The sequence below is a fragment of the Rhodoferax sp. EU05-FHT12H12 genome (genome assembly GCF_058791215.1).
The window spans coordinates 1-26,146 of record NZ_JBYTDI010000011.1 but is presented as its reverse complement, the minus strand read 5'-3'; the positions used below and the strand labels follow the sequence as shown (position 1 = coordinate 26,146).

Sequence of the window (26,146 nt, the reverse complement as noted above, 5' to 3'; positions counted from 1 at the left end):
CCACGGCCCGCATGCCCAAGTTTCTGCCCGATTGGCTGCGCCACTACCAGCGCGCCTGGCTGGGAGGTGACGTATCGGCCGGGCTCATCGTGGCAGTGCTGGTGATTCCGCAAAGCCTGGCCTACACCCTCCTGGCCGGCCTGCCCGCAGAGATGGGGCTGTACGCCAGCATCCTGCCCGTGGTGGCGTATGCGCTGGTGGGCTCCAGCATGACGCTGGCCGTGGGGCCGGTGGCGATTGCCGCGCTGATGACGGCCAGTGCGCTGCAGCCGCTGGCCATTGCAGGCACCACCGAATACGCACAACTGGCCATGCACCTGGCGCTGATCTCAGGCGTGATGTTTCTGGCCTTTGGTGCGCTGCGCCTGGGCTGGTTGGCCTACTTTTTGAGCCACCCGGTGGTCAGCGGTTTTGTCACCGGCTCGGCCATCGTGATTGCACTGGGCCAGCTCAAATACATCCTGGGGGTGGCCGCGCCCAGCAGCTCCAGCTGGGCCACGCTGCAGGGCCTGTGGCGCGCCCTGCCCCAGACCAACCTCACCAGCCTGGCGCTGGGCCTGGGCAGCATGGTGTTTCTGTTCTGGAGCAGGCATTACCTGGCCAACACCCTGCGCCGTGCCGGTGTGGCCAGCCAGGCCGCCGACCTGCTGGCCCGCATGGCGCCCATTGCAGCCGTGGCCGCAAGCACCAGCTTGGTCGCCTGGGGCAGCTGGGATGTGGCCCGTGGCGTGGCGGTGGTGGGCACGGTGCCTGCCGGCTTGCCAGCACTTAGCGTCACCCTGCCGGGCCTCACCGAGCTGGGCCAACTGTGGCTGCCCGCACTGCTGATTTCACTGGTGGGTTTTGTGGGCAGTGTGTCGGTGGCGCAGTCGTTTGCCATGCAGCGCCAGCAGCGTATTGCGCCAGACCGCGAGCTGTGGGGTCTGGGCGCGGCCAATGTGGCGGCGGCACTGTCAGGCGCCTACCCGGTGCACGGCGGGCTGTCGCGCTCGGTCATCAACTTTGCCGCGGGCGCGCAAACCCCGCTGGCCTCGCTGATCACCGCGGCCTTCATGGCGCTCATCATCTATTTCTTCACCGGCCTCTTCTATTACCTGCCGCTGACGGTGCTGGCGGCCAGCATTCTGGTGGCGGTGACATCGCTGGTGGACGTGGCCACCCTCAAGGCCAGCTGGGCCTACGACCGAGCCGATGCGCTGTCGCTCCTGGCCACGGCGCTGGGGGTGATGGTGCTGGGCGTGGAAACCGGCATCGTGCTGGGCGTGGCCATGTCACTGGCGGCGCTGGTGTGGCGCAGCAGCCACCCGCACATGGCGGTGGTGGGGCGCGTGCCGGGTACCGAGCACTTCCGCAACGTGGAGCGCCATGCGGTACAGACCGTGCCGGGCCTGCTGGCGCTGCGGGTGGACGAGAGCCTGTTTTTTGCCAACGCCACCGCGCTGGAAGAACGCATCGAAGCATTGGTGCAGGCGGATGCCAGCATCCGCCGCCTGCTGCTGGTGTGCTCGGCCGTCAACCAGATTGACGCCACCGCGCTGGGCATGCTGACCGCGCTGGAGCAAAGCCTGGCGGCACGCGGCATTCGCCTGGAGCTGGCCGAAGTCAAAGGCCCGGTGATGGACCGCCTGCAAACCACCGTGCTGGGGCAACGGCTGCAAGGCCGCGTGTACCAAAGCGTGCACGACGCCTTTGTGGCGCACTGAGCGGGCATTTCTGCGCGTGGCAGCGATGCCTCTACGGCTGAGTTCGCTATATACAAATGGGAAATAAGTAGTTTGGGTTTTAAAGCCGGGTTCTCACAATGCGGCTCTGTTCAGCATTTGGCGCTCCCGCGCAACACCCATGGTCACCCTTGTCATCGTTCCCGGCTGGCGCGACTCCGGCCCCGGCCACTGGCAAACGCTGTGGGCCGACAGCATTCCCGGCGCGGTGCGCGTGCACCAGGACGACTGGATCACCCCGGTGCGCAAGGCCTGGGTGGCGTCCATCGGACACACCATTCTTCAACAACCCGGCCCGGTGGTGATTGCCGCCCACAGCCTGGGCTGCATTGCCACCGCCCACCTGCCCCCCGAGGTGGCGGCCAAGATCCAGGGGGCCTTGCTGGTGGCCCCGGCCGACCCCGAGCGGCGCGGCATTCTGGCCGACTTTGCCCCGGTGCCCTACCAGCGCCTGCCCTACCGCAGCGTGCTGGTGGCCAGCAGCAACGACCCGTTTTGCCCGGTGCGCACCGCAGGCGCGTACGCACGCGCCTGGGGCAGCGAGTTTGTACGCCTGCAAGACGCCGGCCACATCAATGTGGAGGCCGGCTTTGGCCCTTGGCCGCTGGGGCTGGCGCTGCTGCAGTCGCTGGGCGTTGCCCACAGCGTGGCGGTCAGCGCCCCCGAATCGCTCGCAATTTAGGAGCTGCTTGCGCAATATCCAAGCGGGCTAGAGGCCTTTTTGGCTTGAAACTTAGCCGCGCAAGGCCAAGGAGTTGGCCAAGGCAAACACCGAGTTGGGCGCATTGGTGCGCACCGGTGCCAGTGGCTTGATCTTTTGCAGCACGCCTTTTTTGGCGGGCTTGCGTTCTTGCACCTGGAAGCCCTTGGCACGCTGCTCTTCGGCCAGGCTTTTCAGCGTGATGGTTTTCATGTGCGCCACGATGGTGGTCTGCAGCGCGGCCCACAGGTCCTGCGTCATGTCCTGCACACCATCGCGCGGGGCGCTGGCTTCTGCGGTGTCTTCGATCGCACCAATGATGTCGGCCACGGTGATGCTGTTGCCCCGGAAACCCAGGGTGTAGCCGCCACCGGGGCCACGGGTGCTTTCCACCAGGCCGTGCTGGCGCAGCTTGGCAAACACCTGCTCCAGGTACGACAAAGAGATGCGGTGCCGCAGCGCGATGTCTTGCAATGGCACGGGCTGCGCGCTTTCGCGCAGGGCCAGGTCAATCATGGCGGTGATGGCAAAACGGCCTCGGGTACTGAGTCGCATACGTTTACTCCTTTGAGTAAGTGACTAGGAAGACTCGAACTGTAGGGTCTTGTATGCTTCGCGTAAATTCGTATTTTGTATTTTTTTACTTCGATTATTTCGCAGTGTTTCAGTTTGTTTCAGAGGGCGCGCCATGAACTTCAAGCATCTTCACTATTTTTGGGTCACCGCCAAGGCGGGCGGCGTGATGCGCGCCGGGGAGCAGCTGCACACCACGCCGCAAACGCTGTCGGGCCAGATCAAGCTGCTGGAGGACTGGCTGGGGCGCAAGCTGTTCCAGAAAAGCGGGCGCAACCTGGAGCTGACCGAGGACGGACGGCTGGCGCTGGGCTACGCGGACCAGATCTTCACGCTGGGCGCCGAGCTGGAAAACGCCGTGCGCCAGGCCAGCGGCAAACGCCGGGTGCTGGATTTCAAGGTGGGCGTGGCCGACTCGGTGACCAAATCGTTGGCCTACCGGCTGCTGGAGCCGGCGCTGGAAGTGGAGGCCCCGGTGCGCATGATCTGCAGCGAAGGCAAGTTTCCCGACTTGCTGGCCAAGCTGGCGCTGAACCAGCTGGACCTGGTGATTGCCGACGAGCCGATGTCCAAACGCATCAGCGTGAAGGCCTTTAACCACCCGCTGGGGCGCAGCCCCATGAGCTTTTTTTGCACACCGGCCCTCAAGGCGCAGCTGAAAGGGCCGTTTCCGGCCTGCCTGAATGGCGCCCCCATGCTGCTGCAGGGTGCCCAGGCCTCGGTGCGCCAGCAGTGGGAGGGCTGGCTCAGCCACCACCAGATCCACCCCACCACGATTGGCGAATTTGACGACGGCGCACTGATGAACGCCTTTGGCCGCAAGGGCCGGGGCGTGTTCATGGCACCCTCGGTCATGGAGCAGGACATCGTGGAGCAGTTTGGGGTGGAGGTGATTGGCCGCAGCGACGAGCTGGTGGAGGAGTTCTTTGCGGTGTCGGTGGAGCGGCGCATTACCCACCCGTGTGTGGTGGCCATTACCACCGCCGCGCGCGACCAGCTCTTCACCTGAGACGACAATCCGGGCCTTCCACTTCACGCTGCACAAAGGGTTTTATGTACGACATCGCCAAGCTCATTCACCTGGTCGCGGGCATTGTGTGGATGGGGGGCATGACCTTCATGCTGCTGGCACTGCGCCCGGCCGCCCTGGCGCTGATGGAAGCCCAGCCCCGCGCGCGCCTGATGGGCGAGGTGTGGCGCCGCTTTTTCGCCATCGTGCTGGTGGCCATTGCCGCGCTGTTCTTCAGCGGCACACACCTCTACACCGCCGCCTTCAAGGCCAGCAAACTGGCCAGTGGCGCGGGCAGCGTGCCCCTGGGCTGGAACCTGATGCTGGTGCTGGGCATCACGATGATGCTGATCTTTGGTCATATTTACTTCGCTGGTTTTCGCAAGTTCCAGCGTGCGGTGGCCGCCGCTGAATGGCCCATTGCTGCGAAGGCCGCTGGGCAAATCCACAAGTTGGTACTTGCCAACTTCGTGCTGGGCTGGGTCGCCATTGCGGCCGTGCGCCTGGTGCGCTGATGGCAAACCCCGCTGACCCGCAGGGCGTGCGCGGCTCGGCATGGGCTGCTTTGGCCCTGTTGACGGGCCTGACAGCTACGGCCCACGCCCAGGAGCAAGGGCTGCCGCTGTGGGAGCTGGGTGTGTTTGCCGGCGGCCTGTCCAGCCCGGCCTACCCCGCGTCCACCGAACGCAGCACGCGGGCCCTGGTGCTGCCCACCTTCATCTACCGCGGCGAGGTGTTCCGCTCCGACCGGGGTGGCGTGGGTGCCCGCCTGCTGCGCACTGAAGACACCGAACTGGACCTTGGTTTTGCGGCCTCGTTGCCAGCCAGCTCCCAGGACATCCCGGCGCGCCAAGGCATGACCGACCTGGGCACGCTGATCGAATTTGGGCCCCGGCTCAAAGGCACCCTGGCACGCCCCAGCACGGGCAGCCGCGTGCGCTACGAGCTGCCGCTGCGCACGGTGCTAGAGATCAACAACGGCGTGCGCACCCAGGGTTTTGCGCTGGAACCCGAGATCCGCTACGAGGTGCGCGACGTGGGTGCCGGCTGGCGCATGTCCACCAGCGCCAGCCTGGTGCTGGGCGACAGCCGGCTCAACCAGTACTTTTACGGTGTGCCAGCCGACCTGGCCACCGCCCAGCGCCCGGCCTACACGGCCCAGGCCGGGCTGATCACCACGCGGCTCACGCTCAATGCGTCGCGCAGCCTGGGGCCGGATGTGCGGGTGTTTGCCTTTGTGCGGGCCGAGAGTTATGCGGGTTCCGCCAATACCGCCAGCCCGCTGTACCAGCAGTCCACCGGCACCTCGGCCGGGCTGGGCCTGAACTGGACCCTGGGCCGCTCTACCGCCAAGGCGGCAAACTGAACCACGCTTAGACCGATAGGCACATATACAAACAACGAAGTATTCGTTGTGGTTTGATGGGGCGGCCTCCAGAATCGTGGTTCTGTGTTTTGACCACACCCCCCCTGCTTTGGAGCACCCCATGAATTTCAAGCAAAAAGCCACGCTAGCCCTCGCCGTTATTGCGCTGACAGCTAGCAATTTGGTAGCAGCCCAAACCACACTGCTGAACGTTTCGTACGACGTGGCGCGTGAGTTCTACAAGGACATCAACACCGCCTTCATTGCCAACTACAAAAAGACCACCGGCAAGGACATCAAGATTGACCAGTCCCACGCCGGCTCCAGCGCCCAGGCGCGCGCCGTGAACGATGGCCTGGACGCCGACGTGGTGACCATGAACACAACCACCGACGTGGACTTTTTGGCAGGCACCGGTGTGGTGGCCAAGGATTGGGCGAAGAAATTCCCCAACAACGCCGCCCCCACCAGCTCCACCATGCTGTTCCTGGTGCGCAACGGCAACCCCAAGGGCATCAAGGACTGGGACGACCTGGTCAAGCCCGGTGTGCAGGTGATTGTGGTGAACCCCAAAACCGGCGGCAATGGCCGCATGGCCTACCTGGCCGCCTGGGGCCAAGTGCGCAAAAAGGGCGGCACCGACGCCCAAGCCGCCGAGTTTGTGAGCAAGCTGTACAAAAACGTGCCCGTGCTGGCCAAGGGTGGCCGCGACGCGACCAGCATCTTCCTGCAACGCAATATCGGCGACGTGCTGATCACGTTTGAGTCCGAAGTGGTGTCCGTGGACAAGGAGTTTGGTGCCGGCAAGGTCGACGCCATCCACCCCAGCAGCTCCATCGTGGCCGAGAACCCCGTGGCCGTGGTGGAACGCACCGTGGCCAAAAAAGGCACGGCTGAACAAGCCAAGGCCTACCTGAACTTCCTGTACTCCGAAGAAGGCCAGGAGATTGCCGCCAAACACGCCATCCGCCCGACCAACCAGACCATCCTGAAGAAATACGGCAACGTGTTCAAGCCCATCAGCCTGTTCCGCGCCGAAGACTACTTTGGCTCGTTCGCCGAAGCGCAAAAAGTGCACTTCAACGACGGCGGCCAGTTCGACAAGCTCTACACCGTTAAGTAAATGACAGCTGCCGCCACGGCAGGGGGGCTGCCCGGCGGCCCTTCTGCAGCCCCGCCCTCGCCCGCCACTCCGACTGCCAAGCGGCCCGCCAAACGCGTGCTGCCCGGCTTTCGCCTCACGCTCGGTTTCACGCTGTTTTACCTGGCGCTGATCGTGCTGATCCCGCTCTCGGCCCTGGTCTTCAAGACCTTCACCCTCAGCTGGGAGCAGTTTGTCAGTGCAGTGAGCAGCCCGCGGGTGATTGCGTCGTACCAGCTCACCTTTGGCGCCTCGTTTCTGGCGGCACTGGTCAACGCCGTGTTTGGCCTGCTGGTGGCCTGGGTGCTGGTGCGTTACCAGTTCCCCGGCAAGAAGATCATTGACGCGCTGGTGGACCTGCCCTTTGCGCTGCCCACCGCCGTGGCCGGTATCTCGCTCACGGCGCTGTTGGCCAGCAATGGCTGGGTCGGCAGTGTGTTGGAGCCTTACGGCATCACGCTCGCCTTCAACCGCAATGGCGTGGTGATCGCCCTCATCTTCATCGGCCTGCCCTTTGTCGTGCGCACGGTGCAGCCGGTGCTGGAAGACGCCGAGAAGGAACTCGAAGAAGCCGCCACCTGCCTGGGTGCCACCCGCTGGCAGACCTTTCGCTACGTCATCTTCCCCACCATTGCCCCGGCCCTGCTCACCGGTTTTGCCATGGCGTTTGCGCGTGGCGTGGGCGAATATGGCTCCGTCATTTTTATTGCCGGCAACATGCCCATGTTGTCTGAAATCACACCGCTCATCATCATCGGCAAGCTGGAGCAGTACGACTACGCTGGCGCGACCGCCGTGGCCACCGTGATGCTGTTGGCCTCCTTCTTCATGCTGCTGGTGATCAACGCGCTGCAGTCCTGGCAACGCAAACGTTCGGGAGCCTGACGCCATGAGTAACACCCGCACCATCCGCCGCGCCAAGGCCGGCACCACTGAACCCGCGTGGGTCAAGTGGACGCTGATTGGCATTGCGCTGGCGTTCATCTTCTTGTTCCTGGTGCTGCCGCTGGCAGCCGTGTTTACCGAAGCGCTGCGCAAAGGCGCCGATGCGTTCTTGGAGGCCTTCAAGGAACCCGACGCCTGGAGCGCCATCCGCCTCACGCTCATCACCGCGGCCATTGCCGTGCCGCTGAACCTGGTGTTTGGTGTGGCCGCCGCCTGGGCCATTGCCAAGTACGAGTTCAAGGGCAAGGCCTTCCTCACCACGCTGGTGGACCTGCCCTTCTCGGTATCGCCCGTGGTGGCCGGCCTCATATATGTGCTGATGTTTGGCGCACACGGCTGGTTTGGCCCCTGGCTACAGGCGCACGACATCAAGATCGTGTTTGCCGTGCCCGGTATCGTGCTGGCCACCATCTTTGTCACCTTCCCCTTCATCGCGCGCGAACTCATCCCGCTGATGCAGGCACAAGGCACCGACGAAGAGCAGGCCGCACAGGTGCTGGGCGCCAGCGGCTGGCAGACCTTCTGGCACGTCACGCTGCCCAACATCAAGTGGGGCCTGATCTACGGCGTCATCTTGTGTAACGCACGGGCCATGGGCGAGTTTGGCGCGGTGTCGGTGGTGTCGGGCCACATCCGCGGCCAGACCAACACCATGCCGCTGCACGTGGAAATTTTGTACAACGAGTACCAGTCCGTGGCCGCATTTGCGATTGCCTCTTTGCTGGCCCTGCTGGCGCTGGTGACATTGGTCATCAAGTCCTTTGTGGAATGGCAGTTTGAGCGCGACCAGAAAGCCGCAGCGGAACTCCCTCCCGAACGGCCCTTGGCCTGAGCCCCATTTTCAGAGATTAGAACCATGAGCATTGCCATCCGCAACGTCAGCAAAGACTTCGGCACCTTCAAAGCCCTGCGCGATGTGAACCTGGACATCGAGTCCGGTGAACTCGTCGCGCTGCTCGGCCCCTCGGGCTGCGGCAAGACCACGCTCTTGCGCATCATTGCCGGGCTGGAAACGGCCGACCAGGGCAACATCCTCTTTAGCGGCGAAGACACCACCGACGTGCATGTGCGCGAGCGCAACGTGGGTTTTGTGTTCCAGCACTACGCGCTGTTCCGCCACATGACGGTGTTTGACAACGTGGCCTTTGGCCTGCGCATGAAGCCGCGCGCCACGCGGCCCTCAGAGGCGGTCATCAAACAAAAAGTGCATGAGCTGCTGGGACTGGTGCAGCTGGACTGGCTGGCAGACCGTTACCCGGCGCAGCTCTCGGGCGGCCAGCGCCAGCGTATTGCACTGGCCCGGGCCCTGGCCGTGGAGCCCAAGGTGCTGCTGCTCGACGAGCCCTTTGGCGCGCTGGATGCCAAAGTGCGCAAAGAGCTGCGCCGCTGGCTGCGCCGCCTGCACGACGACCTGCATGTGACCAGCATCTTTGTGACGCACGACCAGGAAGAAGCGCTGGAAGTGGCCGACCGCGTGGTGCTGATGAACAGCGGCAATATCGAACAGATCGGCTCACCACAAGAAGTGTGGGACCACCCTGCAACCCCCTTTGTTTATGGCTTCCTGGGGGATGTGAACCTGTTCCACGGCCGTGCCCACGAAGGCGAAATGCTGATTGGCGAAGCCCAACATGGCGTGCGCCTGGCCACGCCCGAGCACGCCAAAGCGCAAGACGCCAAGGCCTTTGCCTATGTGCGCCCGCACGACCTGGCGGTGGAACGCTTCCAGGCCGGCACCGGGCAAACGGGCATTGCCGCCAAGCTGGTGCGCGCCATTGTGGTCGGCCCCATTGCGCGGCTGGAACTGCTGCCGCAAGACAGCAGCGCGGCCGGCAGCGGCGACATCATCGAGGCGCAGATTGGCGCGCAGGAATACCAGGCGCTGGGTTTGAAAGAGGGCGAAGTCGTCGTCCTCACCCCACGCAAGGCGCGGGTGTTTGTGGCGCAGTAAGTTCCAGCAACAAAAAAAGGCCCGCAAGGGCCTTTTTTACTGGAGAGAGCAGAGGGCTCAGGCGTAAAACGCCTCTACCTTGCCCTTGAGTTTGATCAGCAAAGGCTTGCCTTTGCGGTCCACGGTTTTGCCCGCGGGCACCTTGATCCAGCCTTCGCTGATGCAGTATTCCTCCACATCCATACGCTCCTTGTCGTTGAAGCGGATGCCGATGTCGTGCGTAAACACGGCGGCGACATGGTGTGGGCTGCGCGGGTCGATGGACAGGTGGTCGGGCAGCGGGGGGCGTTCGGTGGTGTCGTTCATAAGTACGTAGTGATGTGCGGGCTCAGCCCAGAATGCGGAACAGCCCGTAGGCCGAGAGAACGCCGGTAACCACCAGCAGAACCGTCTTGGTAGCGCGCGCGCCCACCAGTGCACCGGCGATGCTGCAGAGGAGGATGGCGCCGAATATGTAGCTTGTCTTCATGGGGCGTGATGGTAAAGCATGGGGCGGCTGCGGACTGGAAGCAGCCGTTGACGTTGGACGTGAGGGGCCGCCGTAGCGGCGAAGCCGCGAAGGGAACCCACAAGCGTAGTCTTGGGGGTGGTCTTATTCGACGGAATGGTTAGGCATCACTTGAGCGCTCCGCAGCACCGTTTGTACTTAGCCTCGCTACCACACGGGCAAAGCTCGTTACGACCAACCTTTTTCGACTTCGCGGGAGCCGCTTTATTGGCCTTTGGCTCTGCTACGACTTGCTGAATTACTTGCGTAACGTTGATGGTTGTTGAACTGGGGGCTGTCGGCGTTTGAGTGCATAGTTGGACCGCAGCAAGGACAATCGCAAGAAAGCCGTATAGCTCCGAGCGATTTTCCGGCAGCAATTTGGCCAACTTAGAGAGAAATGGGATTTCTTTCTCAATCCGTGACGCAACTTGCTCTCGCGTTTCAGATTTTGCCTTTGCTTCACGCAGTATTCGCGTTAACTGAGTCAGTTCGGCAATTGTCCTTTCGGGAGCAGAGAGAATCTCAATGGCATTTCCAATGAAGTTAAAAACTCCATCCGGAACATGCCCCATGCCACCACAACTCGGACATGGCCCCGACCGGTTCCCGGCGAAGGAAACATTCGTTGAGTTCTCGACGAATATTCCAGAATTGAAAACAGTGCCGCAGGTATCGCAAAAGGCTGGGACAGATGGCATGTGCGTTCCTATTGTGATGCCCAACGTGTTATGGACGTCAAACAGGTCTTATGAGTAAAACCACATACACCCATGATTCTCTCCCGTGTATTCTCTAAGTCCTTGATTTATATCTCATAAATCAACCCCGATGCCGAGTGGCCGCGAACGAAAATGAGACCAAGCCCTGCACAACCCAGTACTTGGTATCTTCTTTGAAAGTCCGCCCCGCATTGCAGTCTCCTATCGGCACTAAACCCGCCCCAACGCCACCCGAATCCGCGCAATCGTCTCTTCCATCCTCGCCTTGCTCGACACCTCCAGCCCTAGCTGCCGCGCGATGTCGTTGACGATGGCCGCGTTGAGTGGCAGGCCGCCAGCGTCTACCGCTTTGATGAGATCGCGGGCGCGCTGTTCGACAGAGAGGGGCTTGCGCCTTCGCAGCAGGAGATCAAGCCATTTCATGGGTGCGGTGGAGTCTGTTAGGGTCTGTTGAAGCAAAGCAAATGCTCCTAATTTAGGAGCTACTTGCGCATATTCTACGTGGGTTATAGGCCAATTTGGCTCTAAAACGTGCCCCAAATCACCCCTGCCGAGCCCGGCCTTTTGGCAGCACCCGGCGTAGCAGGGGCCACAGAGGCAGGCAGTTAAGCACGGCGATGGCCCAACGCATCTGCCAAGGGAACACGGCGGTTGCGTCTTTGCGATCTATGGCTTGCACGATGCGCGCGACGGCTTGTTCTTCTGACATCAGGAAAGGCTTGTGGCTGGCGTCGCCACCATTCAGTGCGCGCAGTTTGGCGGTGTCCATATAACCCGGCACGATGGCGGTAACCGCAATGGAGAAGGGCGCCAGTGCCATGCGGTAGGTTTGGCAAATGCTGAGCACCGCGCGTTTGCTGGCGCTGTAGACCGAGGCGCCAGGGTAGTCTTTGAGCAAGCCCGCCACCGAGGACACGGCAACCAAGTGGCCGCTGCCTTGCGCCAGCATCCGCGTGGCGGCCAGCTCAAAGGCGTGGCTCAGGCCACTCACATTGGTTTGCAGCAGGCGCAGGGTGGTGGTCGCGTCTAGCACATGGTCGCGGGTGTTGAAGTACATGCCTGCAGTGACGATGAGCAGGTCCAGCCGGTCTGGCGCAAAGGTGGCCCATGCAGCGGCCAGTGCGGCGGGGTCGGCAATGTCCAGCGCGTGGGCCTGCAAGCGCGGGTGACCGTCCACCGCGGTGCCGCGCAGGCGCTGGGTGTCGCGGCCACACACGGCCACCTCGTGCCCGTGTTCCAGATAATGACGGGCCAGCGCCAGACCGATGCCGCTGGTACCCCCAATAACCATGACTTTCATGCCGCTTCCCGGTTGTAGCGATTAACCTTGCGCATGCCCGTTTGCGCGCCGCGTGGCGTGCGGGCAAAGGCCTCCAGACCGCGCTGGTAGCCGTAATCCCACTGGGCTTGCATGTGCTGGGCAAACACGGCGTGGCTGACGGGTGGCTGCAGCACCAGGCGGTTGTTGCGCCAGGCCATTGTCTTCTGCATGGTTTGCGTGGGCAGGGCCTGGCCGATGTCGGAGCTGTCGATCCACACATCGGCCTGCTGCGCGTGCACATGGCGCAGGCGCTGGTGCGCGTTGACGCCGAGTACGGCACGCCAAGCGGGCGCCGAAGTGATGTGATCAAACGCAGGCTTGAACTCGATCACCACCTGGTGTGCCAGCCGCTGCGCCAGCTCGATAGGGAACAGGTCCACCACGCCGCCCATGTAGTGGGCCGCCCCGTGCCGATAGGCGGGAAAGTAAAACATGTCGGACACGGAGATGCGCACGGCCTCGGGCAGGGGCATGGTGCTGTCGGTGGCCACCATGGGCGCTACCGCCGTGTTGCCCCACTGGGCGCTGTGAAAGGGCGAGGGCGCCCCCTGCAGCAGCTGTCCAATGCGTGGTGGGCCAAACACGGTTTCCTCCAACAGCTTGCGCTGGTCACGCGGCTGGCCCACCTCGTCTTGTGTGAACAAGAGGCGGCTGCCGATGATGGCCACGTCGGTGGCCCCCTGGCGGGCAGATGGGGTGGAAGGTGTGGGGAACGCGGGCAAGGCGGGGGGCACGGCAAACAGGTAGTCGCCAAACAAGTCGGGCACCTTGGGCGCCACGCCCTGTTGCAGCGCGCGCTGGGCCACACCCCACAAGGTGCGGTGCAGCGCAGCGCTGGGCCCGGGGCGAAAGCTGCTCCAGAATTGGTACATCTCTGGTGACGCCAACCAAGCCCTGCGCTGTGCATCGTCTGGCACACTGTGGATCAAGGCCGCCGCGATGGAGGCGCCACAACTGGCCAGCACCACATCCGGGGGCTCGCCCACCTCACACGCGGCTGCGTACATTCCCAGATAAATGCCATACCGAAAACCGCCACCGGCCATCACCATGCAACGTCGGTATTTCTGCGCTTGTGTCATGGCTTCAACATAGCACACACACCCGCGCACCATGCGTTTGCCAACCCCGATGTTGACCGCCTATCAACCCACTACGCCGGCACGCGCCACCCTGGCGCAGCGCCTGCGCCACGGGCTGCTGAACACCGTGGCCTTTGGCCTGTGTTACCCCGCCGCCAACCTGCTGGCGCAGCAGCAAGGCATCAGCCGCAGCGTGGCCACCGCACTAGACGCGCACATTGCGTTCGTGCCGTGGATGGTCTTGCCCTATATGTTGTCGGGGGTGTTTTTTGTGGGCAGCTTTTGGGCGGTGGGCTCGGTGGACGCCCTGCGGGTGCTGAGCCAGCGCCTGCTGCTGGCCACAGTGCTGGCTTGCCTGGTGTTTGTGCTGGCGCCGCTGCGGTTCAGTTTGGTGCGGCCCGAGGTGACCTCTGCGCTATGGGCTCCGATGTACGCGGCGCTGGGAGTGCTGGATCAGCCCTACAACCAGCTGCCCTCGCTGCACGTGGCGTATTGCTGCATTTTTTGGTTCGCATGGCGACCGCTGTGTGCGGGGCGTGCCACACAGGTGGCTTTGTTGCTCACGCTGGGCCTGGTGTCGGTGGCCACGCTGTTTACCTACCAGCACCATGTGCTGGATGTGCTGGCCGGTGCCCTGTTGGGTGGGGCCTGCATAAAGCTGGTGCGGCCCCAGCGGCAAGTGCCCTGGGTCGCCCTGTACTACGCGCTGGGTGCAGGCATGGTGGTGGTGCTGGGCATGGCTTGGTGGCCGTGGTGGCTCACGGCCTATGGTGCTGCCAGCCTGCTGCTGGTGGCGCGGGCCTATGCCGCAGGCGACGCACATTTTTTGCACAAAACCCAGGGCCGCTTTGCGTGGTGGGCCTGGCTGCTCTACGCCCCCTACCTGCTGGGCTACCGCCTCACCTGGCTGTGCGTGCAATGGCGTGAGCGCAGGCACCCACCGTGTGCCCAGGTGGTGCCCGGCTTGTGGGTGGGCAGGCGCCTCAGCAATACACAAGCACAGCGGCTGCCACCCGGCTGCGCCGTGGTGGACCTGGCCAATGAGCTGAGCGAGACCCCGGCGCTGCGCACCGCGCACTACCACCATGTGCCCCTGCTGGACCTGGTGCCGCCCAGCAGCGCCGATGTGCAGCGCGTGCTGGCCTTGGTGTACGACGCGCTACAGTGCGGGCACCCGGTGTACCTGCATTGCGCCATGGGCTATAGCCGCAGCCAACAAATGGCCAGCGCCTACCTGGCCCAGTATCCGCAAGCGGTCACACCCCACTGACCCGTTCACGCCGACCTGCCCATGCGTATTTCCGTCTACCAGCTCAAGCCCCGTTTTCAACAACTGTTGCAGCCCCTGCTGCAGCGCCTGGCGCGTTGGGGCATCAGCCCCAACCAGCTCACGCTGTCCACCACCGGGCTGATGCTGCTCTACGGGGCGGCACTGGCACTCTATCCCGGCAGCCAGGCGCTCTGGTACGGCTTGCCGCTGGTGCTGCTGGTGCGCATGGCGCTCAATGCGCTGGACGGCATGCTGGCCAACGCCACCGGCAAAAAAACACCACTGGGCGCCGTGCTCAACGAGCTGTGTGACCAGGTGTCGGACGCCGCACTGTACCTGCCCTTTGCGTTGGTGCCGGGCGTGCACGCGGGGCTTTTGGTGGTGGTGGTGGTGGCCGCGTCCTGGGTGGAGTGCACCGGCCTGGCCGCGCTGGCGGCAGGCACGCAGCGCCGCTTTGACGGCCCTATGGGCAAGAGCGACCGGGCCGTGGCCTTTGGCCTGCTGGGCCTGCTGGTGGGCAGCGCTGCCACGCCCGCATGGACCAACAGCCTGCTCGTGCTGGTGCTGGTCCTGCTGGGCTGGACCCTGCGCAACCGAGTGTGCGCGGCGGTGCGGGCCGTGGGCTGAACGCCGCTTAGGGGCCCGCAGGCTCGTGGCGCGCCACGGACACCGTAAAAATTCCCTCCAGCCCAATCCGCGTAGCCACCTTGCGGCAGCCCGCGCTGGCCACCAGGGCGTCCATCTCGGCCTGAGGCCGGGGCCGCATGGTCCAGGGTTGGCCCACGTGGTTGTTCAGAGTCTTGGCAATCAGCACCAACTGGGGGTGCCACGGTTGGCCGGTGTACACCAGATGGCCACCCGGCTTGAGCTGGCGGGCTACGCCGCGCAGTGAGCGCAGCACCGCTGCGTTGTCGTTGAACAGCTCGTACAGGCCGGACACGATGACGATGTCATAAGGTGCGGCGCCGTCGTCGTAGCTGGCATCGGCAAAGGCGTCGCGCTGCTGCAACTCGGGCGGCTGCTTCAGCTGCAGTTGGTCGGCCAGGCGCTGAGCCTGCTGCAGGTTGTGTGCTGCGTAGTCGCGCAGGGTTACGTGGATGTCGCGGTCCTGAAAACGCTTCACGGTCTCCAGCACGTAACGGCCGCCGCCAGCGGCGATGTCCAAAATGCGCAGCGGCTCGGCGGCCGGGTGCTGGGCGATCAGTTGTGCCAGCGCTTCTTGCATTTGCCAGCGGCGCAGGCGGATGCCGCGCCAGCCCACCGCGCCCAGGTAGCCGCCATCCACCGCCTTACCCACACCCCAGTCACCCTGGGGCTGGTTGCCATACACATAGTCCAGCGAGGCACCGGAATCAAAGCCGTGCTCCAGGCCAATGCGCATGCCCTTGCTCAGCCGCCCCAGGCTACCCAGCAGCACCCTTTGCAATGCAAAGAAAGCGCGCATCGGCCAGGGGCCAATCTCGTCACGCAGCAGCGCTTGGTACTGGCGCGCACTGGCGCTGTGGGTGTCGGCCGCGTGGTAGTGCGTGGCGGCCAGCGGTACCTGGGCAAAGCAGGCGTCGATAAAGGTGCACGCTTCCTGCACGGCCTGGTTGCGCACCGCATCGCTCTCGTAAAAGATGGCGTGGCGGCAGTCCTTGAGCACCACCATGCGCTTGAGGCTGGAGGACAGGCGCTCAAAGAACAGCTTTTGTGGTGCCTGCTTGACCACATAGTCCTGGTCGGCCACCAGCATCAGGATGGGCGTGTCGATGGCGCTGGCGTCATGCACCACGCGCTGCGCGGTGTCGGCCAGGTCCAGCAGCACGCGGGCCGAGATGTTTTTGGTGATCAGCGGGTCTGCGTCATAGGCCAGCGCCTGCTCTTTGGAGTGCGTGAGCATGCTCGAGCGGATGTAGCTAGTGACAAACAGGTCCTTTTTGAAACCCATGGCCAGGCGCAGCGCCGGTTTGGCCAGCGGCACGTAGAGGTTGATGTCAAACGCCGCCGCCGCCATGACCACGCCACGCACACCGGGCGCGTAGTCGTGCAGCCAGGTGGCGGCAATCACTGCGCCCACACTGTTGGCCACCACCAGGGTGTTGTGCGGCGCAATCCCGTGGCGCGCCTGCAGGTGGCGCACAAAGTCGTCAAAGTCCTGCACCAGGGTCTCAAAACCAGGCGCGTCACCCCGCTCACCGGGCGAATGGCCATGGCCTCGCGCGTCCCAGGCAAAGGCCCAATCTTGCGTGTAGCCCAGCTGCTCCACCAGTGCCTGGATGCGACCCGAATGCTCATGCCCGCGGTGCAGAAAAATCAGCGCGCGCGGGCCCCCATCGGCCTGCGCACGCGGATGCCGGGGCTGCCATGCGCGGTAGAAAAGGCGGGTCTGGTCCTGGGTGTCAAACCCGGCGTCGCTGCACGTCCAGGGGGCCAAAGGCATTGCATTCGTCATGGAGTTCCTGTGTGAAAAAAGACAACCGCGTGGGCCGCAGCTAGTGCAAAGACCAGTGCAACACGCCGTAGAGCAAGGGGGCGGTTAGCACCAGGCTGTCAGCCCGGTCGAGTATGCCGCCATGCCCGGGGATGAGATTGGAGAAGTCCTTGAGGCCCAGCGCACGTTTGGCCGCCGAGAACATCAGGTCGCCCATGAACCCGGCCAGCGACAACAGCGCGCCCAGCAGCAGCAAAAATGGCACGGATGCGAGCTGCAGATGCAAGCCCAGGGCGAGCGAGACCAGCGCGCTGGCCAGCACACCGCCCAGCAGCCCGGCCCAGGTTTTGTTGGGGCTGATGGTCTTGGCAATCTTCTGCCGCCCCAGGCATTTGCCGCTGATGAACTGCGCCACGTCGTTGAGCGCCGTGACCGTAAACAGGTAGAAAAACCAGGCACGGCGCACCGGCGCGTCCACCGGCAAGCGCTCGAGCTGCAGCACAAAGCCCAGCCCGGCACACAGCAGCAAAAACAACAACCACAGCAAACGCTGGGGCCCGGGCCGCCACCACAGCAGCAACGCTTGCACCAGCGCCAGTGCAGGCAGCAGCGCTATAGCGCCCGGCACCTCTGTGCCCACCAACAACAGCTGCAGCGCCAGCAGCGCAGCACAGCCCCACTGAAAACGCCTGGGTGCCGTCGGGTGGTGCAGGGCCAGCTCGCGCCAGGCCAGCGCAGCAATCAGGACCACCAGCAAACCGGGGCCCCACGGGTACAAGGCCCAGGCCACGCTGAACACCGGAAAGATCCACCACCAGGCATTGACCTGCAAACGCAGCGTGCCCGTGGGCGATGCGCGGCCCAGCCAAGTCACCACGGCAGACGCCGCACCCAGCACGAGGTACAGCGACAGCATGGCGGACACGGTGGCCCTGTCGAAAACCAGTCCCTGAAACACACCTTCTCCCTGAAGACAGCTAGCAGGGCTAGAGTGTAAGGAGTCGGCTGGCAACGTTTGCAAGCCTGTGTTTCAGACGCTGGAACGGTGCTGTCACACCAAATGCATGCGCCACAATTGCTATGATTTATATAGCTGTTTGCGCAATATCCACGGTGGCTAGAGGCACATTTGGCTTATAAACCGCAGCCGCGCAGGATCAGCGACACCACGTGTTCGGTGGCACGGTCAAAGTCTGCGCGGGTGAGCGCGTCTTGCTCCAGCACGGCGCAGATTTGCACGTCGAAGTCGGCGTAGGTCTGGGTGGCGGCCCAGATGGTGAAGAACAGATGCATGCCGTCCACCTTGGCCATGCGTTTGGCGTCGACCCAGGCTTGCACCACGGCGGCTTTTTCCAGCAGCAGGGTGCGCAGTTCCTTGGCCAGCAAGCCCTTGACCACGGGGGCGCCGTGCAGCAGTTCGTTGGCAAAGACCTTGGAGCCATCGGGCCGCTGGGCCGACAGCTCCATCTTGTCGCGGATGTATTGGGTGAGGGCCGTCTTGGGGTCGGCGTCGACGGTGATGCCGTGGGTGGGCACCAGCCAGTCGTTGAGGATGCGGGCCAGCACTTCGCGGTAGAGCACGTCCTTGCTGCCAAAGTAGTAGTGCAGGTTGGCCTTGGGCAGGCCACTGGCTTCGGCGATGGCGGCCATGGTGGCGCCGCCGAAACCGGCGCGCGCAAACACCTTCTCGGCGGCAGAAAGTATCAGGGCCTCATTCGCCTGGCGAATGAGGCCCTTGGGAGCATCGGCGACGTGGTTCATGCCACCGATTATTCAGTTACTTCTGTGCCGCTTCCCAGATGGCGTGGGAATACGCAGCCTTGCCCGGGTCTTTCTTGATCACGGGGTCGCTGCCACCGGCCAGCAACACCTTGACGGTGCGCTCATAGGCGGCAGGTTCCAGGTAACCAATCTTCTTGGTGCCAGCGTTGGTGATCAGCTTGGCGACGTTTTCCATCTGGCGCTTTTGCACTTTCATGCTGGCGCTGCCCGAGGTGTCGGCAGCAACCACGGCCTTGGCGGCACCTTCAGGGTCTTTGACGGCAGCGTCCCAACCCTTGAGCGTGGCTTTCAGGAACTTGCCCATGCGCTCCACAAAGGCGGGGTCTTTGAGGTTGGACTCCAGCACGTACAGGCCGTCTTCCAGGGTAGCCACGCCTTCTTTTTCATAGAAGAAGGTGACCAGGTCTTTTTCCTTCACACCGGCGTCCACCACTTGCCAGTATTCGTTGTAGATCATGGTGGAAATACAGGCTGCCTGGTTTTGCAGCAGCGGGTCGACGTTGAAGCCTTGCTTGAGGATCTTGATGTCGGAGTCGGTCTTCAGGCCGAGTTTGCCCATCCAGTTGAGGAAGGGGTATTCGTTGCCGCCGTACCAGACGCCCAGGGTCTTGCCCTTGAAGTCTTTGGGGCTGGCTACGCCGCTGGCTTTTTTGCAGGTCAGCATCAGGCCGGACTGGTTGAACACCTGGGCCACGTTGACCAGGGGCACGCCGGCTTCACGCGCGGCCAAGGCCGAGGGCATCCAGTCCACCACGATGTCGGCCTGCTTGCCGGCAATCACTTGGGTGGGGGCAATGTCAGGGCCACCGGGTTTGATGGTCACGTCCAGGCCGGCGTCTTTGTAGAAGCCTTTTGCCGCGGCCATGTAGTAGCCGGCAAACTGGGCTTGTGGCACCCACTTGAGCTGCACTGTCACTTTGTCTGCCGCCATGGCACCAAAGCCAGCGGCAGCCATCGCCAGGGCCAGCAGGCCCTTGGTGAACTGGGAAGAACGAATCATGGAAAGCTCCTTCTACGGGTTAATGGAAAAACGCAACACGGACCTAGCGCGGGCTCACCCTTCGCGCACTGAGGGATGCCAGAACGCCGCGCGGCGCTCCAATGCAACTAGCAAGGCGTAGGCCACCGATCCGGTTACCGCCGCCACCACAATCGCGCCCCAGACCAGCGGCATGTTCATGCGCGCGGCCTCGGTGCTGATGCGAAAACCCAGGCCCGATGTGGGCGAACCAAAAAACTCGGCGACGATGGCGCCAATGAGGGCCAGCGTGGCGTTGACCTTGAGCGCGCCAAAGATGAAGGGCAGCGCCGCGGGCAAACGCAGTGCCAACAAGGTGCGCGGGTAACTGGCGGCGTAGCTGTACATCAGCTCGCGCTCCAACTTGCCCGCGGCCTGCAGGCCCGCCAGGGTGGACACCAGCATGGGGAAGAAGGTCATGAGCACCACCACAGCGGCTTTGGATGGCCACTCAAAGCCAAACCACATGACCGCAATCGGCGCCACGCCCACCAAGGGGATGGCGCTGGTGAGCGATGCCACGGGCAGCAGGCCGCGCTGCAAAAACGGCATGCGGTCAATGGCCACCGCCACGGCAAAGCCCAGGCCGCAGCCCAGCGCCCAGCCAATCAACACGGCCTTGCCCACGGTCTGCACAAAGTCGCCCCAGAGCTTGGGCGCGTGGTCGCCCATCGACCCGATCACCAAGCTGGGGGCGGGCAACAGCACACGCGGCACATCGAGCGCGCGCACCAAAATCTCCCAGAACACCAGCACCCAGGCACCAAACAATGCGGCCGTAGCCATGCCCACCCAGCGGCTGCCGTTGACGGCGGCCATGCGGTAGACGCTGTAGCCCGCCACCAAGGCCAAGAGCAGCATGCCGGGCCAGAACCACATCGGAGTCATCCCTTCTGTCATACGCCCCCCCGGCTGCGCAGCACCAGGCGCTCGACCACAGCCACCATGCCGGTGAGCGCCAGGCCCAGCAGCGCCGACATCACCAAGGCCGACCAGATTTGGGTGGTTTGCCCGTAATAAGACCCGGTGAGCAGGCGCGCCCCCAAACCGGCTTGTGCACCGGTGGGCAGCTCCGCCACCATGGCACCCACCAGCCCGGCCGCCACACCCACGCGCAATGCGGGGAAGAGGAAGGGCAAGGCCGCCGGCAAGCGCAACAGCCACAGCGACTGCCAGCGCGATGCAGCGTAGGTGTGCATCATCTCGGTCTCAATTTTTTGCGGCGAGCGCAGGCCTTGCACCATGGCCACGGTGACCGGAAAGAAACAGAGGTACATGGCAATGAAGGCCTTGGGCGCCGTGCCCGAAAAACCCAGGCTGCCCAGCACCACCAGCACGATGGGCGCAATCGCCAGCACGGGTACGGTCTGTGAAGCCACGATCCAGGGCAGCAGTGCTTTGTCCAGCGTGCGGCTGTGCACGATCAGCACCGACAGCAACAAGCCCAGCGCCGTGCCCAACACAAAGCCCAGCAAGGTGGACTGGCCGGTGACGATGACGTGGTAAATCAGGTTGCGCGGGGAGTCCACAGGCCACTCGGTCAGGCTCTCGTAGAAGTCCATGGCCACCTGGTGCGGCGCAGGCATCAACGGGCGCTCCATGGTCATGGTCGCTTCGAACAGTTCCCGCTGCGTGTAGCCAGCTTCCTCGTCCAGGACACGCTCGATCGCGCCGGGCGCATTCAGGGCCCAGGCGGCACCGTACCAAGCCAGCACGACCACCAGCAGCACGACGGTGACCGGCAGCCAGTCGTGGACGATGCGCTGGGGCAGTGTTTTAGTGGTGGCCATCGGCAAGTGCCTCGCGCACTTCATGGGCCAGCGCCATGAACTCGGGTGTGTCGCGCAGGCCCAGGTGGCGCGCATCGGGCAGCGGTGAGTCAATCACTTTGACGATACGCCCGGGGCGCGGCGACATGACCACAATCTTGGTGGACAAGTAGACCGCCTCGGCAATGCTGTGGGTCACAAACACCACGGTGCGGCGCTCGCGCTGCCAGAGCTGCTGCAACTGTTCGTTGAGCCGGTCGCGCGTGATTTCGTCCAGCGCGCCAAAGGGCTCGTCCATCATCAGGATCTTGGGCTCGAAGGACAGCGCGCGCGCAATCGATACCCGCTGCTGCATGCCGCCCGAGAGCTGCCAGGGGTACTTGCCCTCAAAGCCCTTGAGGCCCACACGCTCCAGGTGTTCCATGGCGATGCGTTTGGCATCGGCCTTGCCTTTGCCCTGGATCTGCAGCGGCAGCGTCACGTTGGCCAACACGTTGCGCCAGGGAAACAGGGCGGGCGCCTGGAAGACATACCCATAGGCCCGCGCCAGACGTGCATCGTGCGGGCTCACGCCGTTGACCAGTACCTCGCCAGCGCTGATGTGTTCCAGGTCGGCAATCACCCGCATCAGGGTGGTCTTGCCGCAGCCGCTGGGACCGATCAGCGAGACAAACTCACCTTCGTGAAAATCCAGGCAAATGTCGCTCAGGGCATGGACGGGGGTGTCGGCCGTTTGGTAGACCACGCTGGCATTGCGCACCTCCACGGCTTTGCGCGCTGGCGTGCCAGCGGATGGAGGGGCAAGCTGCCCATTGAGTGCTTCGGAATGGTTCATTGACGCTCGGTGCTAGGGTCATGGCCGCACCAAAATGGAACACAGCCACCAGTTCATCGCTCACAACCTAACCAATTGGTCAAGTTACGGTTCGATACTAGCCAGTTCCGTGCCACACACACCACTGGGGTTTGTACGGGGACCGCCACCGCAGTCTAGGCTTGCGGTTTGACGATGGGCTGCAGCCGGCCGAGTTTGTGGGCCAGTTCGATGGCCGAACTCACCCCCATCTTTTCGAAGATATTGGCGCGGTGGAACTCCACCGTGCGCTGGGTGATGCCGAGGTGGTCGGCAATGTTCTTGTTGTAGTGGCCCAAGATGAGCTGGTCCAGCACTTCACGCTCGCGCGGGCTCAGCGAGGCCAGTGCATAACGCAGGCGGTGAGCCTCCTGGTTGGCATCGCCATCGGCGGCGGCGGCGGCCAGGGCCTGTTCCACCCGGTCCACCAGCACGTTGTCCTGGAACGGTTTTTCCAGAAAGTCCCAGGCGCCGTTTTTGACGGCGGCCACGGCCATGCCCACGTCCCCATTGCCGGTGAGGAACAGCACCGGCCAGGGACAGGCCATTGCTTTGAGCTGCTCGAACACCTGCAGCCCGGTCATGGGGACCATGCGGATGTCCAACACCACCACCGCCTGCGGCCACTGGCCGTGCAGGGCCTTGGCAGCTTCCAGAAACGGGGGGCCACCATCCCAGGTGGTGGCTTGGTGGCCCCGCGAGTCAAACAGCCACGCCAAGCCATCCCGCATGTCGGGGTCGTCGTCAACGATGTGGATGGCTGCGCGGGTCATGGGGTGTCGGCTTCGGGTTCGTATTGTGCCGCCAGGGGCAACTCCACGGTGAAACGGGCCCCACCCAGCAGGGGGTCGCGGTCCACGGTGATCTGGCCGTGGTGGGCCTCCACGATGGATCGACAAATCGCCAGGCCCATGCCCATGCCGCCGTCCTTAGTGCTGTAAAACGCTTCAAAGACGTGCTCGCGGTCCTCCTCGTGTACGCCGGCGCCCGAGTCGGCCACACACAACACCGCCACCTGGCGGGCCGCATCGGCATGCACCCGCACCTGCACCAGGGCGGGTGCCGCGGCTTGGGCCGCCGACTCCTGGGCGTTGCCCACCAGGTTGTTGACCAGATGCTCCAGCAGCAGTTCGTCCGCCGCAATCCAGACCGGGCCCACCGCCTCCACCCCCTGGGGCACCACACGCTGCAACACGGCCACCATGTCCAGGCGCTGCAAGGAAATTTCTCGCCGCCGTGCAATCGCATTCACACGCTGGATGATGCGCCCCGCCTTCTCGGCCAATACCGCGATGCGGTTGACCACAGGTACGGTGTCGTGTGGGCTGATACTGCCCGCGTGCAAACGGTTCAGCAGCCCGGTGGCAAAGCTGCTGAGCGCACCCAGTGGCTGGTTGAGCTCATGGGCCAGCGTGGAGGCCACTTCGCCCACCGCCACAAGCCGGCCCGTCGCTTCCAGGCGCTCCTGCTGCTGGGCCGCCAGGCGCTGGGCACGCTTGCGTTCACTGATGTCCAGCACCGAACTCATCCATCCCATGTGGATGCCATCGGCGGTGTGCAGCGGGGCTTCATGAATGAGCACATCCACCAGCTTGCCACTGCGGTGCTGAAACTGCACCTCGACACCCTGCTGCTGGGTGCCCTGGGCCAGGATGTCGTCATGCACCTGCTGCAGCCCCTGGGTCTGGTCTTGGGGCCAATACGGCATGGGGGCGGACTCGCCCACCAGCTCTTGCGCCGAATAGCCCACCATGCGGCAGAAGGCCTCGTTCACATACAGCACTTTGCCGCCCAGGTCCCAGGCACGCAAGCCGATGGTGACCGAGTTTTCCATGGCGGTGCGCAAAGCCACCTCGGCTTCCAGGCGGGCCTGCACCTGCTGGCGTTTGACGATGTCGCGGCGCAGCGCCCACAGACTCACCAGCATGCCGCCCAAGAACACCATGGCCACCAACAAAAACAGGCGTGGCACGGTGGCGGGCCGTTCCTGCACCGGGGTGACCTCCAGAAACACATCAGACCCCGCCAAATTCATGGCGGCACGAAAAGGCTGCAAGGCACCCGTGCGCACCGGCGGAACCTCCCCCTCGTCCAGCACTAGGCGCACCACATGGTCCTTGGCAAACCATTCGGGCACCAAGGCGGCAACCGCCTGGTTCAAGGACAGTGCGGCCACGTAGTTGCCCACAAACTGGCCCCGCTCAAAATAGGGCACGCCCAACCACACGGTGTCGGTCAAGGCACCATCCAATTGCACCATGGGACCTGCGTAGGCCGAACGGCGCAGGCCCTTGGTGGTGGAGTGCATGGTGGCCAAAGCCTGGGCGTTTTGTGCGTGGGTAGCTTCGTCCAGCTGCCAGCGCGCGGGCACAGGGGTCTGTGCGGCGCCCACCCAGCCCTGGTCCAGCAGCACACCGGGCTCACGCCACAACAGCCCGCCTTGCACCTCGTTCATTTGGCGGGCAGCGGTGCGCAAGTCGTCTTCAAGCCGCCGAAAATGGAACTGCACGCTCTGCTCCAGCCACTGCGCATCGGCGGCCTGGCGGCGTGCATCCTCCTCGGCCTCGAAGTGCTGCAGGTAGAGCAGCAGCGCCGCCACCGAGGCCACCACCAGCGCCAAAAACCCCAGCAACCAGACCCCTGGCCAGCGGCCACGCACCGCGCCCGCACGCTCGGCGTGGCGCAGCAGGGCGAAGTCGAAAGAAGGGTCCGGGGTGCGGTCGGGCATGGTGGCGGGCTGGGGGGCACTCGCATAATAACGAGCATGTCCATGAACGCCACACCCCCGCCCCTGCGCCGCCGCCAGTGGCTGCGCGGTGCGGCCTGGGGCGCAGCGGCCACCCTGCCATGGGCCGGGCAGGCGGCGACGGGCACCACCATCCGCTTGTCCCATGTGGTGGCGCCCGACACCCCCAAGGGCATGACGCTGGAACGTTTTCGCACACTGGTGGAAGAGCGCACGGGCCAGCGCATCCGGGTACAGATTTACCCGCAGGGCCAGCTCTATGGCGACCAGGACGAGATGCAGGCCCTGCAGCTGGGCGCCATCGACATGGTGGCGCCTTCGCTGTCCAAGTTTGGGCCGATCGGGTTTCCCGAGTTCGAGCTGTTCGACCTGCCATTTTTGTTTGACAGCGTGGCCGATGTGCGACGCCTCACCCAGGGGCCCGTGGGGCAACGCCTGCTGGGCCGCCTGGGCCGACAGCGCCTGCTGGGCCTGGGATTTTTTGACAACGGCTTCAAGCAGATGAGCGCCAACCGCCCGCTGCTGGAACCGGCCCACTTTGTGGGCCTGCGCATGCGCGTGCAAGCCTCGCGCGTGATTGCCCAGCAAATGCGGGCACTGGGGGCCAGCCCGGTCACCCTGCCCTTCAGCGAAACCCGGCGCGCGCTGGAAAGCGGCGTGGTGGATGGCACCGAAAACCCGGTGTCCAATTTCTGGACCCAGAACATGCAGGCCGTGCAGCGCGACCTGAGCCTGACCCAACACGGCTACCTGGGCTACGCCGTGGTCACGCACCAACGTTTCTGGCTCAACCTGCCCAACGCCGACCGCACCCTGCTGCACGACGCCCTGCACGAGGCGCTGGTGTTTGGCAACAGCATTGCCGATGTGCACAACGACCGGGCCCTGGCCGCCCTGCATGCCACTGGCGCCGCGCGCGTGCACAGCCCCAGCGCCGCGCAGCGTCAGCGTTTCAAAACGGCGGTGATGCCGGTGCATGCCGACCTGGCGCGGCGCATCGATCCGGCCTGGCTGCGCGCTGTGCGCGAGGCTCTGCCCGGCGGTTAGACCGGGTAAACCCTAGCTGTTGAACACCACAGTTCCCTCTTGGGGGCGTGATGACTAACCTTCGCGGTTCGTTTAAGACACCGTCGCCATGTGCGCACACAGCACACTGCGCGATGGCCAAGAACAACAACGAGGACCATCACTTGAAACTGCAAAGCCAAAAAGATTTTTTCTCCGGCCTGATGTTCATGGGCGTAGGCGTTGCCTTTGCCTGGGGCGCCACGGGGTAC

At 64.0% G+C, this 26,146-nt stretch carries 28 protein-coding genes and 1 pseudogene; 13 read left to right on the top strand and 16 right to left on the bottom strand.

What is annotated here, in order from left to right; translation table 11 throughout:
- The first annotated feature begins 11 nt into the window (after positions 1-11).
- Entirely contained in the window at positions 12-1,703 is a 1,692-nt protein-coding gene (locus tag AC3WS7_RS18535) for a SulP family inorganic anion transporter (protein ID WP_492657370.1), read from the top strand.
- Positions 1,704-1,842: 139 nt separating this feature from the next.
- Complete coding sequence (locus AC3WS7_RS18530) at positions 1,843-2,403, top strand: RBBP9/YdeN family alpha/beta hydrolase (protein ID WP_296464439.1); 561 nt, start codon at positions 1,843-1,845, stop codon at positions 2,401-2,403.
- A gap of 51 nt (positions 2,404-2,454) precedes the next feature.
- Here the strand turns inward: AC3WS7_RS18530 and AC3WS7_RS18525 are convergent, their stop codons facing one another.
- Positions 2,455-2,976, bottom strand: coding sequence for an Rrf2 family transcriptional regulator (locus AC3WS7_RS18525; RefSeq protein WP_296464436.1), 522 nt, complete (start codon positions 2,974-2,976; stop codon positions 2,455-2,457).
- A 133-nt stretch (positions 2,977-3,109) separates the two neighbouring features.
- On the opposite strand from AC3WS7_RS18525, the gene nhaR reads away from it, so the two are divergent.
- The 7 genes from nhaR to AC3WS7_RS18490 all read left to right on the top strand — a co-directional run bounded on the left by nhaR (position 3,110) and on the right by AC3WS7_RS18490 (position 9,406).
- A complete protein-coding gene (nhaR, locus tag AC3WS7_RS18520) occupies positions 3,110-4,003 on the top strand; it encodes a transcriptional activator NhaR (RefSeq protein WP_492657369.1) in 894 nt (297 codons plus the stop codon).
- 44 nt (positions 4,004-4,047) lie between these two features.
- Positions 4,048-4,518: a CopD family protein gene (locus tag AC3WS7_RS18515; protein ID WP_296464427.1), complete on the top strand. Its 471-nt coding sequence runs from the start codon at positions 4,048-4,050 to the stop codon at positions 4,516-4,518.
- Entirely contained in the window at positions 4,518-5,369 is an 852-nt protein-coding gene (locus AC3WS7_RS18510) for a MipA/OmpV family protein (RefSeq protein WP_492657368.1), read from the top strand. The genes AC3WS7_RS18515 and AC3WS7_RS18510 overlap by 1 nt, the downstream gene beginning before the upstream one ends.
- Positions 5,370-5,490: 121 nt before the next feature.
- Positions 5,491-6,492 (top strand): sulfate ABC transporter substrate-binding protein, encoded by a 1,002-nt coding sequence (locus AC3WS7_RS18505; RefSeq protein ID WP_296464421.1) that lies wholly within the window; start codon positions 5,491-5,493, stop codon positions 6,490-6,492.
- On the top strand, positions 6,493-7,395 hold the full coding sequence (gene cysT, locus AC3WS7_RS18500) for a sulfate ABC transporter permease subunit CysT (protein WP_492657367.1): 903 nt from the start codon (positions 6,493-6,495) through the stop codon (positions 7,393-7,395).
- A 4-nt stretch (positions 7,396-7,399) separates the two neighbouring features.
- Entirely contained in the window at positions 7,400-8,287 is an 888-nt protein-coding gene (cysW, locus tag AC3WS7_RS18495; protein ID WP_492657366.1) for a sulfate ABC transporter permease subunit CysW, read from the top strand.
- A gap of 24 nt (positions 8,288-8,311) precedes the next feature.
- Complete coding sequence (locus tag AC3WS7_RS18490) at positions 8,312-9,406, top strand: sulfate/molybdate ABC transporter ATP-binding protein (RefSeq protein WP_492657365.1); 1,095 nt, start codon at positions 8,312-8,314, stop codon at positions 9,404-9,406.
- A 57-nt stretch (positions 9,407-9,463) separates the two neighbouring features.
- Here AC3WS7_RS18490 and AC3WS7_RS18485 read toward each other — a convergent pair whose 3' ends face one another.
- From AC3WS7_RS18485 to AC3WS7_RS18460, 6 genes are all read right to left on the bottom strand, one after another.
- Positions 9,464-9,712 carry a DUF3297 family protein gene (locus AC3WS7_RS18485; protein WP_296464406.1) on the bottom strand — a complete coding sequence of 83 codons (249 nt, stop codon included), beginning with the start codon at positions 9,710-9,712 and terminating at the stop codon, positions 9,464-9,466.
- Positions 9,713-9,734: 22 nt separating this feature from the next.
- Positions 9,735-9,875, bottom strand: a complete 141-nt coding sequence (locus AC3WS7_RS18480; RefSeq protein WP_315494084.1) for a hypothetical protein — start codon at positions 9,873-9,875, stop codon at positions 9,735-9,737.
- 146 nt (positions 9,876-10,021) lie between these two features.
- On the bottom strand, positions 10,022-10,594 hold the full coding sequence (locus AC3WS7_RS18475) for an SEC-C metal-binding domain-containing protein (RefSeq protein WP_492657364.1): 573 nt from the start codon (positions 10,592-10,594) through the stop codon (positions 10,022-10,024).
- 231 nt (positions 10,595-10,825) lie between these two features.
- Positions 10,826-11,038: a hypothetical protein gene (locus AC3WS7_RS18470; protein ID WP_492657363.1), complete on the bottom strand. Its 213-nt coding sequence runs from the start codon at positions 11,036-11,038 to the stop codon at positions 10,826-10,828.
- A 118-nt stretch (positions 11,039-11,156) separates the two neighbouring features.
- Entirely contained in the window at positions 11,157-11,915 is a 759-nt protein-coding gene (locus tag AC3WS7_RS18465; protein WP_492657362.1) for an SDR family NAD(P)-dependent oxidoreductase, read from the bottom strand.
- The gene (locus AC3WS7_RS18460) at positions 11,912-13,018 is read right to left on the bottom strand and encodes a patatin-like phospholipase family protein (RefSeq protein WP_492657361.1); all 1,107 of its coding nucleotides are present in this window, start codon (positions 13,016-13,018) and stop codon (positions 11,912-11,914) included. Before AC3WS7_RS18460 ends, AC3WS7_RS18465 begins: the two co-directional genes overlap by 4 nt.
- A gap of 31 nt (positions 13,019-13,049) precedes the next feature.
- Between AC3WS7_RS18460 and AC3WS7_RS18455 the strand changes: the two genes are divergently transcribed.
- Together AC3WS7_RS18455 and AC3WS7_RS18450 are read left to right on the top strand one after the other, a co-directional pair.
- A complete protein-coding gene (locus AC3WS7_RS18455; protein WP_492657360.1) occupies positions 13,050-14,288 on the top strand; it encodes a phosphatase PAP2 family protein in 1,239 nt (412 codons plus the stop codon).
- Positions 14,289-14,309: 21 nt separating this feature from the next.
- The gene (locus AC3WS7_RS18450; RefSeq protein WP_492657359.1) at positions 14,310-14,915 is read left to right on the top strand and encodes a CDP-alcohol phosphatidyltransferase family protein; all 606 of its coding nucleotides are present in this window, start codon (positions 14,310-14,312) and stop codon (positions 14,913-14,915) included.
- Between the two features lie 7 nt (positions 14,916-14,922).
- Here the strand turns inward: AC3WS7_RS18450 and AC3WS7_RS18445 are convergent, their stop codons facing one another.
- The 9 genes from AC3WS7_RS18445 to AC3WS7_RS18405 form a co-directional block, all read right to left on the bottom strand.
- Positions 14,923-16,722, bottom strand: coding sequence for a bifunctional alpha/beta hydrolase/class I SAM-dependent methyltransferase (locus AC3WS7_RS18445; RefSeq protein ID WP_492657358.1), 1,800 nt, complete (start codon positions 16,720-16,722; stop codon positions 14,923-14,925).
- Positions 16,723-16,762: 40 nt separating this feature from the next.
- On the bottom strand, positions 16,763-17,617 hold the full coding sequence (locus tag AC3WS7_RS18440) for a phosphatidate cytidylyltransferase (protein WP_492657381.1): 855 nt from the start codon (positions 17,615-17,617) through the stop codon (positions 16,763-16,765).
- Between the two features lie 218 nt (positions 17,618-17,835).
- Positions 17,836-18,462 (bottom strand): TetR/AcrR family transcriptional regulator, encoded by a 627-nt coding sequence (locus tag AC3WS7_RS18435; protein WP_296464394.1) that lies wholly within the window; start codon positions 18,460-18,462, stop codon positions 17,836-17,838.
- A gap of 16 nt (positions 18,463-18,478) precedes the next feature.
- Positions 18,479-19,483 (bottom strand): ABC transporter substrate-binding protein, encoded by a 1,005-nt coding sequence (locus tag AC3WS7_RS18430; protein ID WP_296464391.1) that lies wholly within the window; start codon positions 19,481-19,483, stop codon positions 18,479-18,481.
- Between the two features lie 54 nt (positions 19,484-19,537).
- Positions 19,538-20,389 (bottom strand): ABC transporter permease, encoded by an 852-nt coding sequence (locus AC3WS7_RS18425; RefSeq protein WP_296464388.1) that lies wholly within the window; start codon positions 20,387-20,389, stop codon positions 19,538-19,540.
- A gap of 8 nt (positions 20,390-20,397) precedes the next feature.
- Positions 20,398-21,291: an ABC transporter permease gene (locus tag AC3WS7_RS18420; protein WP_296464386.1), complete on the bottom strand. Its 894-nt coding sequence runs from the start codon at positions 21,289-21,291 to the stop codon at positions 20,398-20,400.
- Entirely contained in the window at positions 21,278-22,105 is an 828-nt protein-coding gene (locus tag AC3WS7_RS18415; RefSeq protein WP_296464383.1) for an ABC transporter ATP-binding protein, read from the bottom strand. The genes AC3WS7_RS18420 and AC3WS7_RS18415 overlap by 14 nt, the downstream gene beginning before the upstream one ends.
- Positions 22,106-22,260: 155 nt before the next feature.
- On the bottom strand, positions 22,261-22,896 hold the full coding sequence (locus AC3WS7_RS18410) for a response regulator transcription factor (RefSeq protein WP_492657357.1): 636 nt from the start codon (positions 22,894-22,896) through the stop codon (positions 22,261-22,263).
- Positions 22,893-24,851 (bottom strand): two-component system sensor histidine kinase NtrB, encoded by a 1,959-nt coding sequence (locus tag AC3WS7_RS18405; RefSeq protein WP_492657356.1) that lies wholly within the window; start codon positions 24,849-24,851, stop codon positions 22,893-22,895. Before AC3WS7_RS18405 ends, AC3WS7_RS18410 begins: the two co-directional genes overlap by 4 nt.
- Before the next feature lie 42 nt (positions 24,852-24,893).
- Between AC3WS7_RS18405 and AC3WS7_RS18400 the strand changes: the two genes are divergently transcribed.
- Both AC3WS7_RS18400 and AC3WS7_RS18395 read left to right on the top strand, forming a co-directional pair.
- Positions 24,894-25,916: a DctP family TRAP transporter solute-binding subunit gene (locus AC3WS7_RS18400; protein WP_492657355.1), complete on the top strand. Its 1,023-nt coding sequence runs from the start codon at positions 24,894-24,896 to the stop codon at positions 25,914-25,916.
- Positions 25,917-26,059: 143 nt separating this feature from the next.
- Positions 26,060-26,146: pseudogene (locus tag AC3WS7_RS18395) on the top strand (tripartite tricarboxylate transporter TctB family protein); the annotation flags it as partial.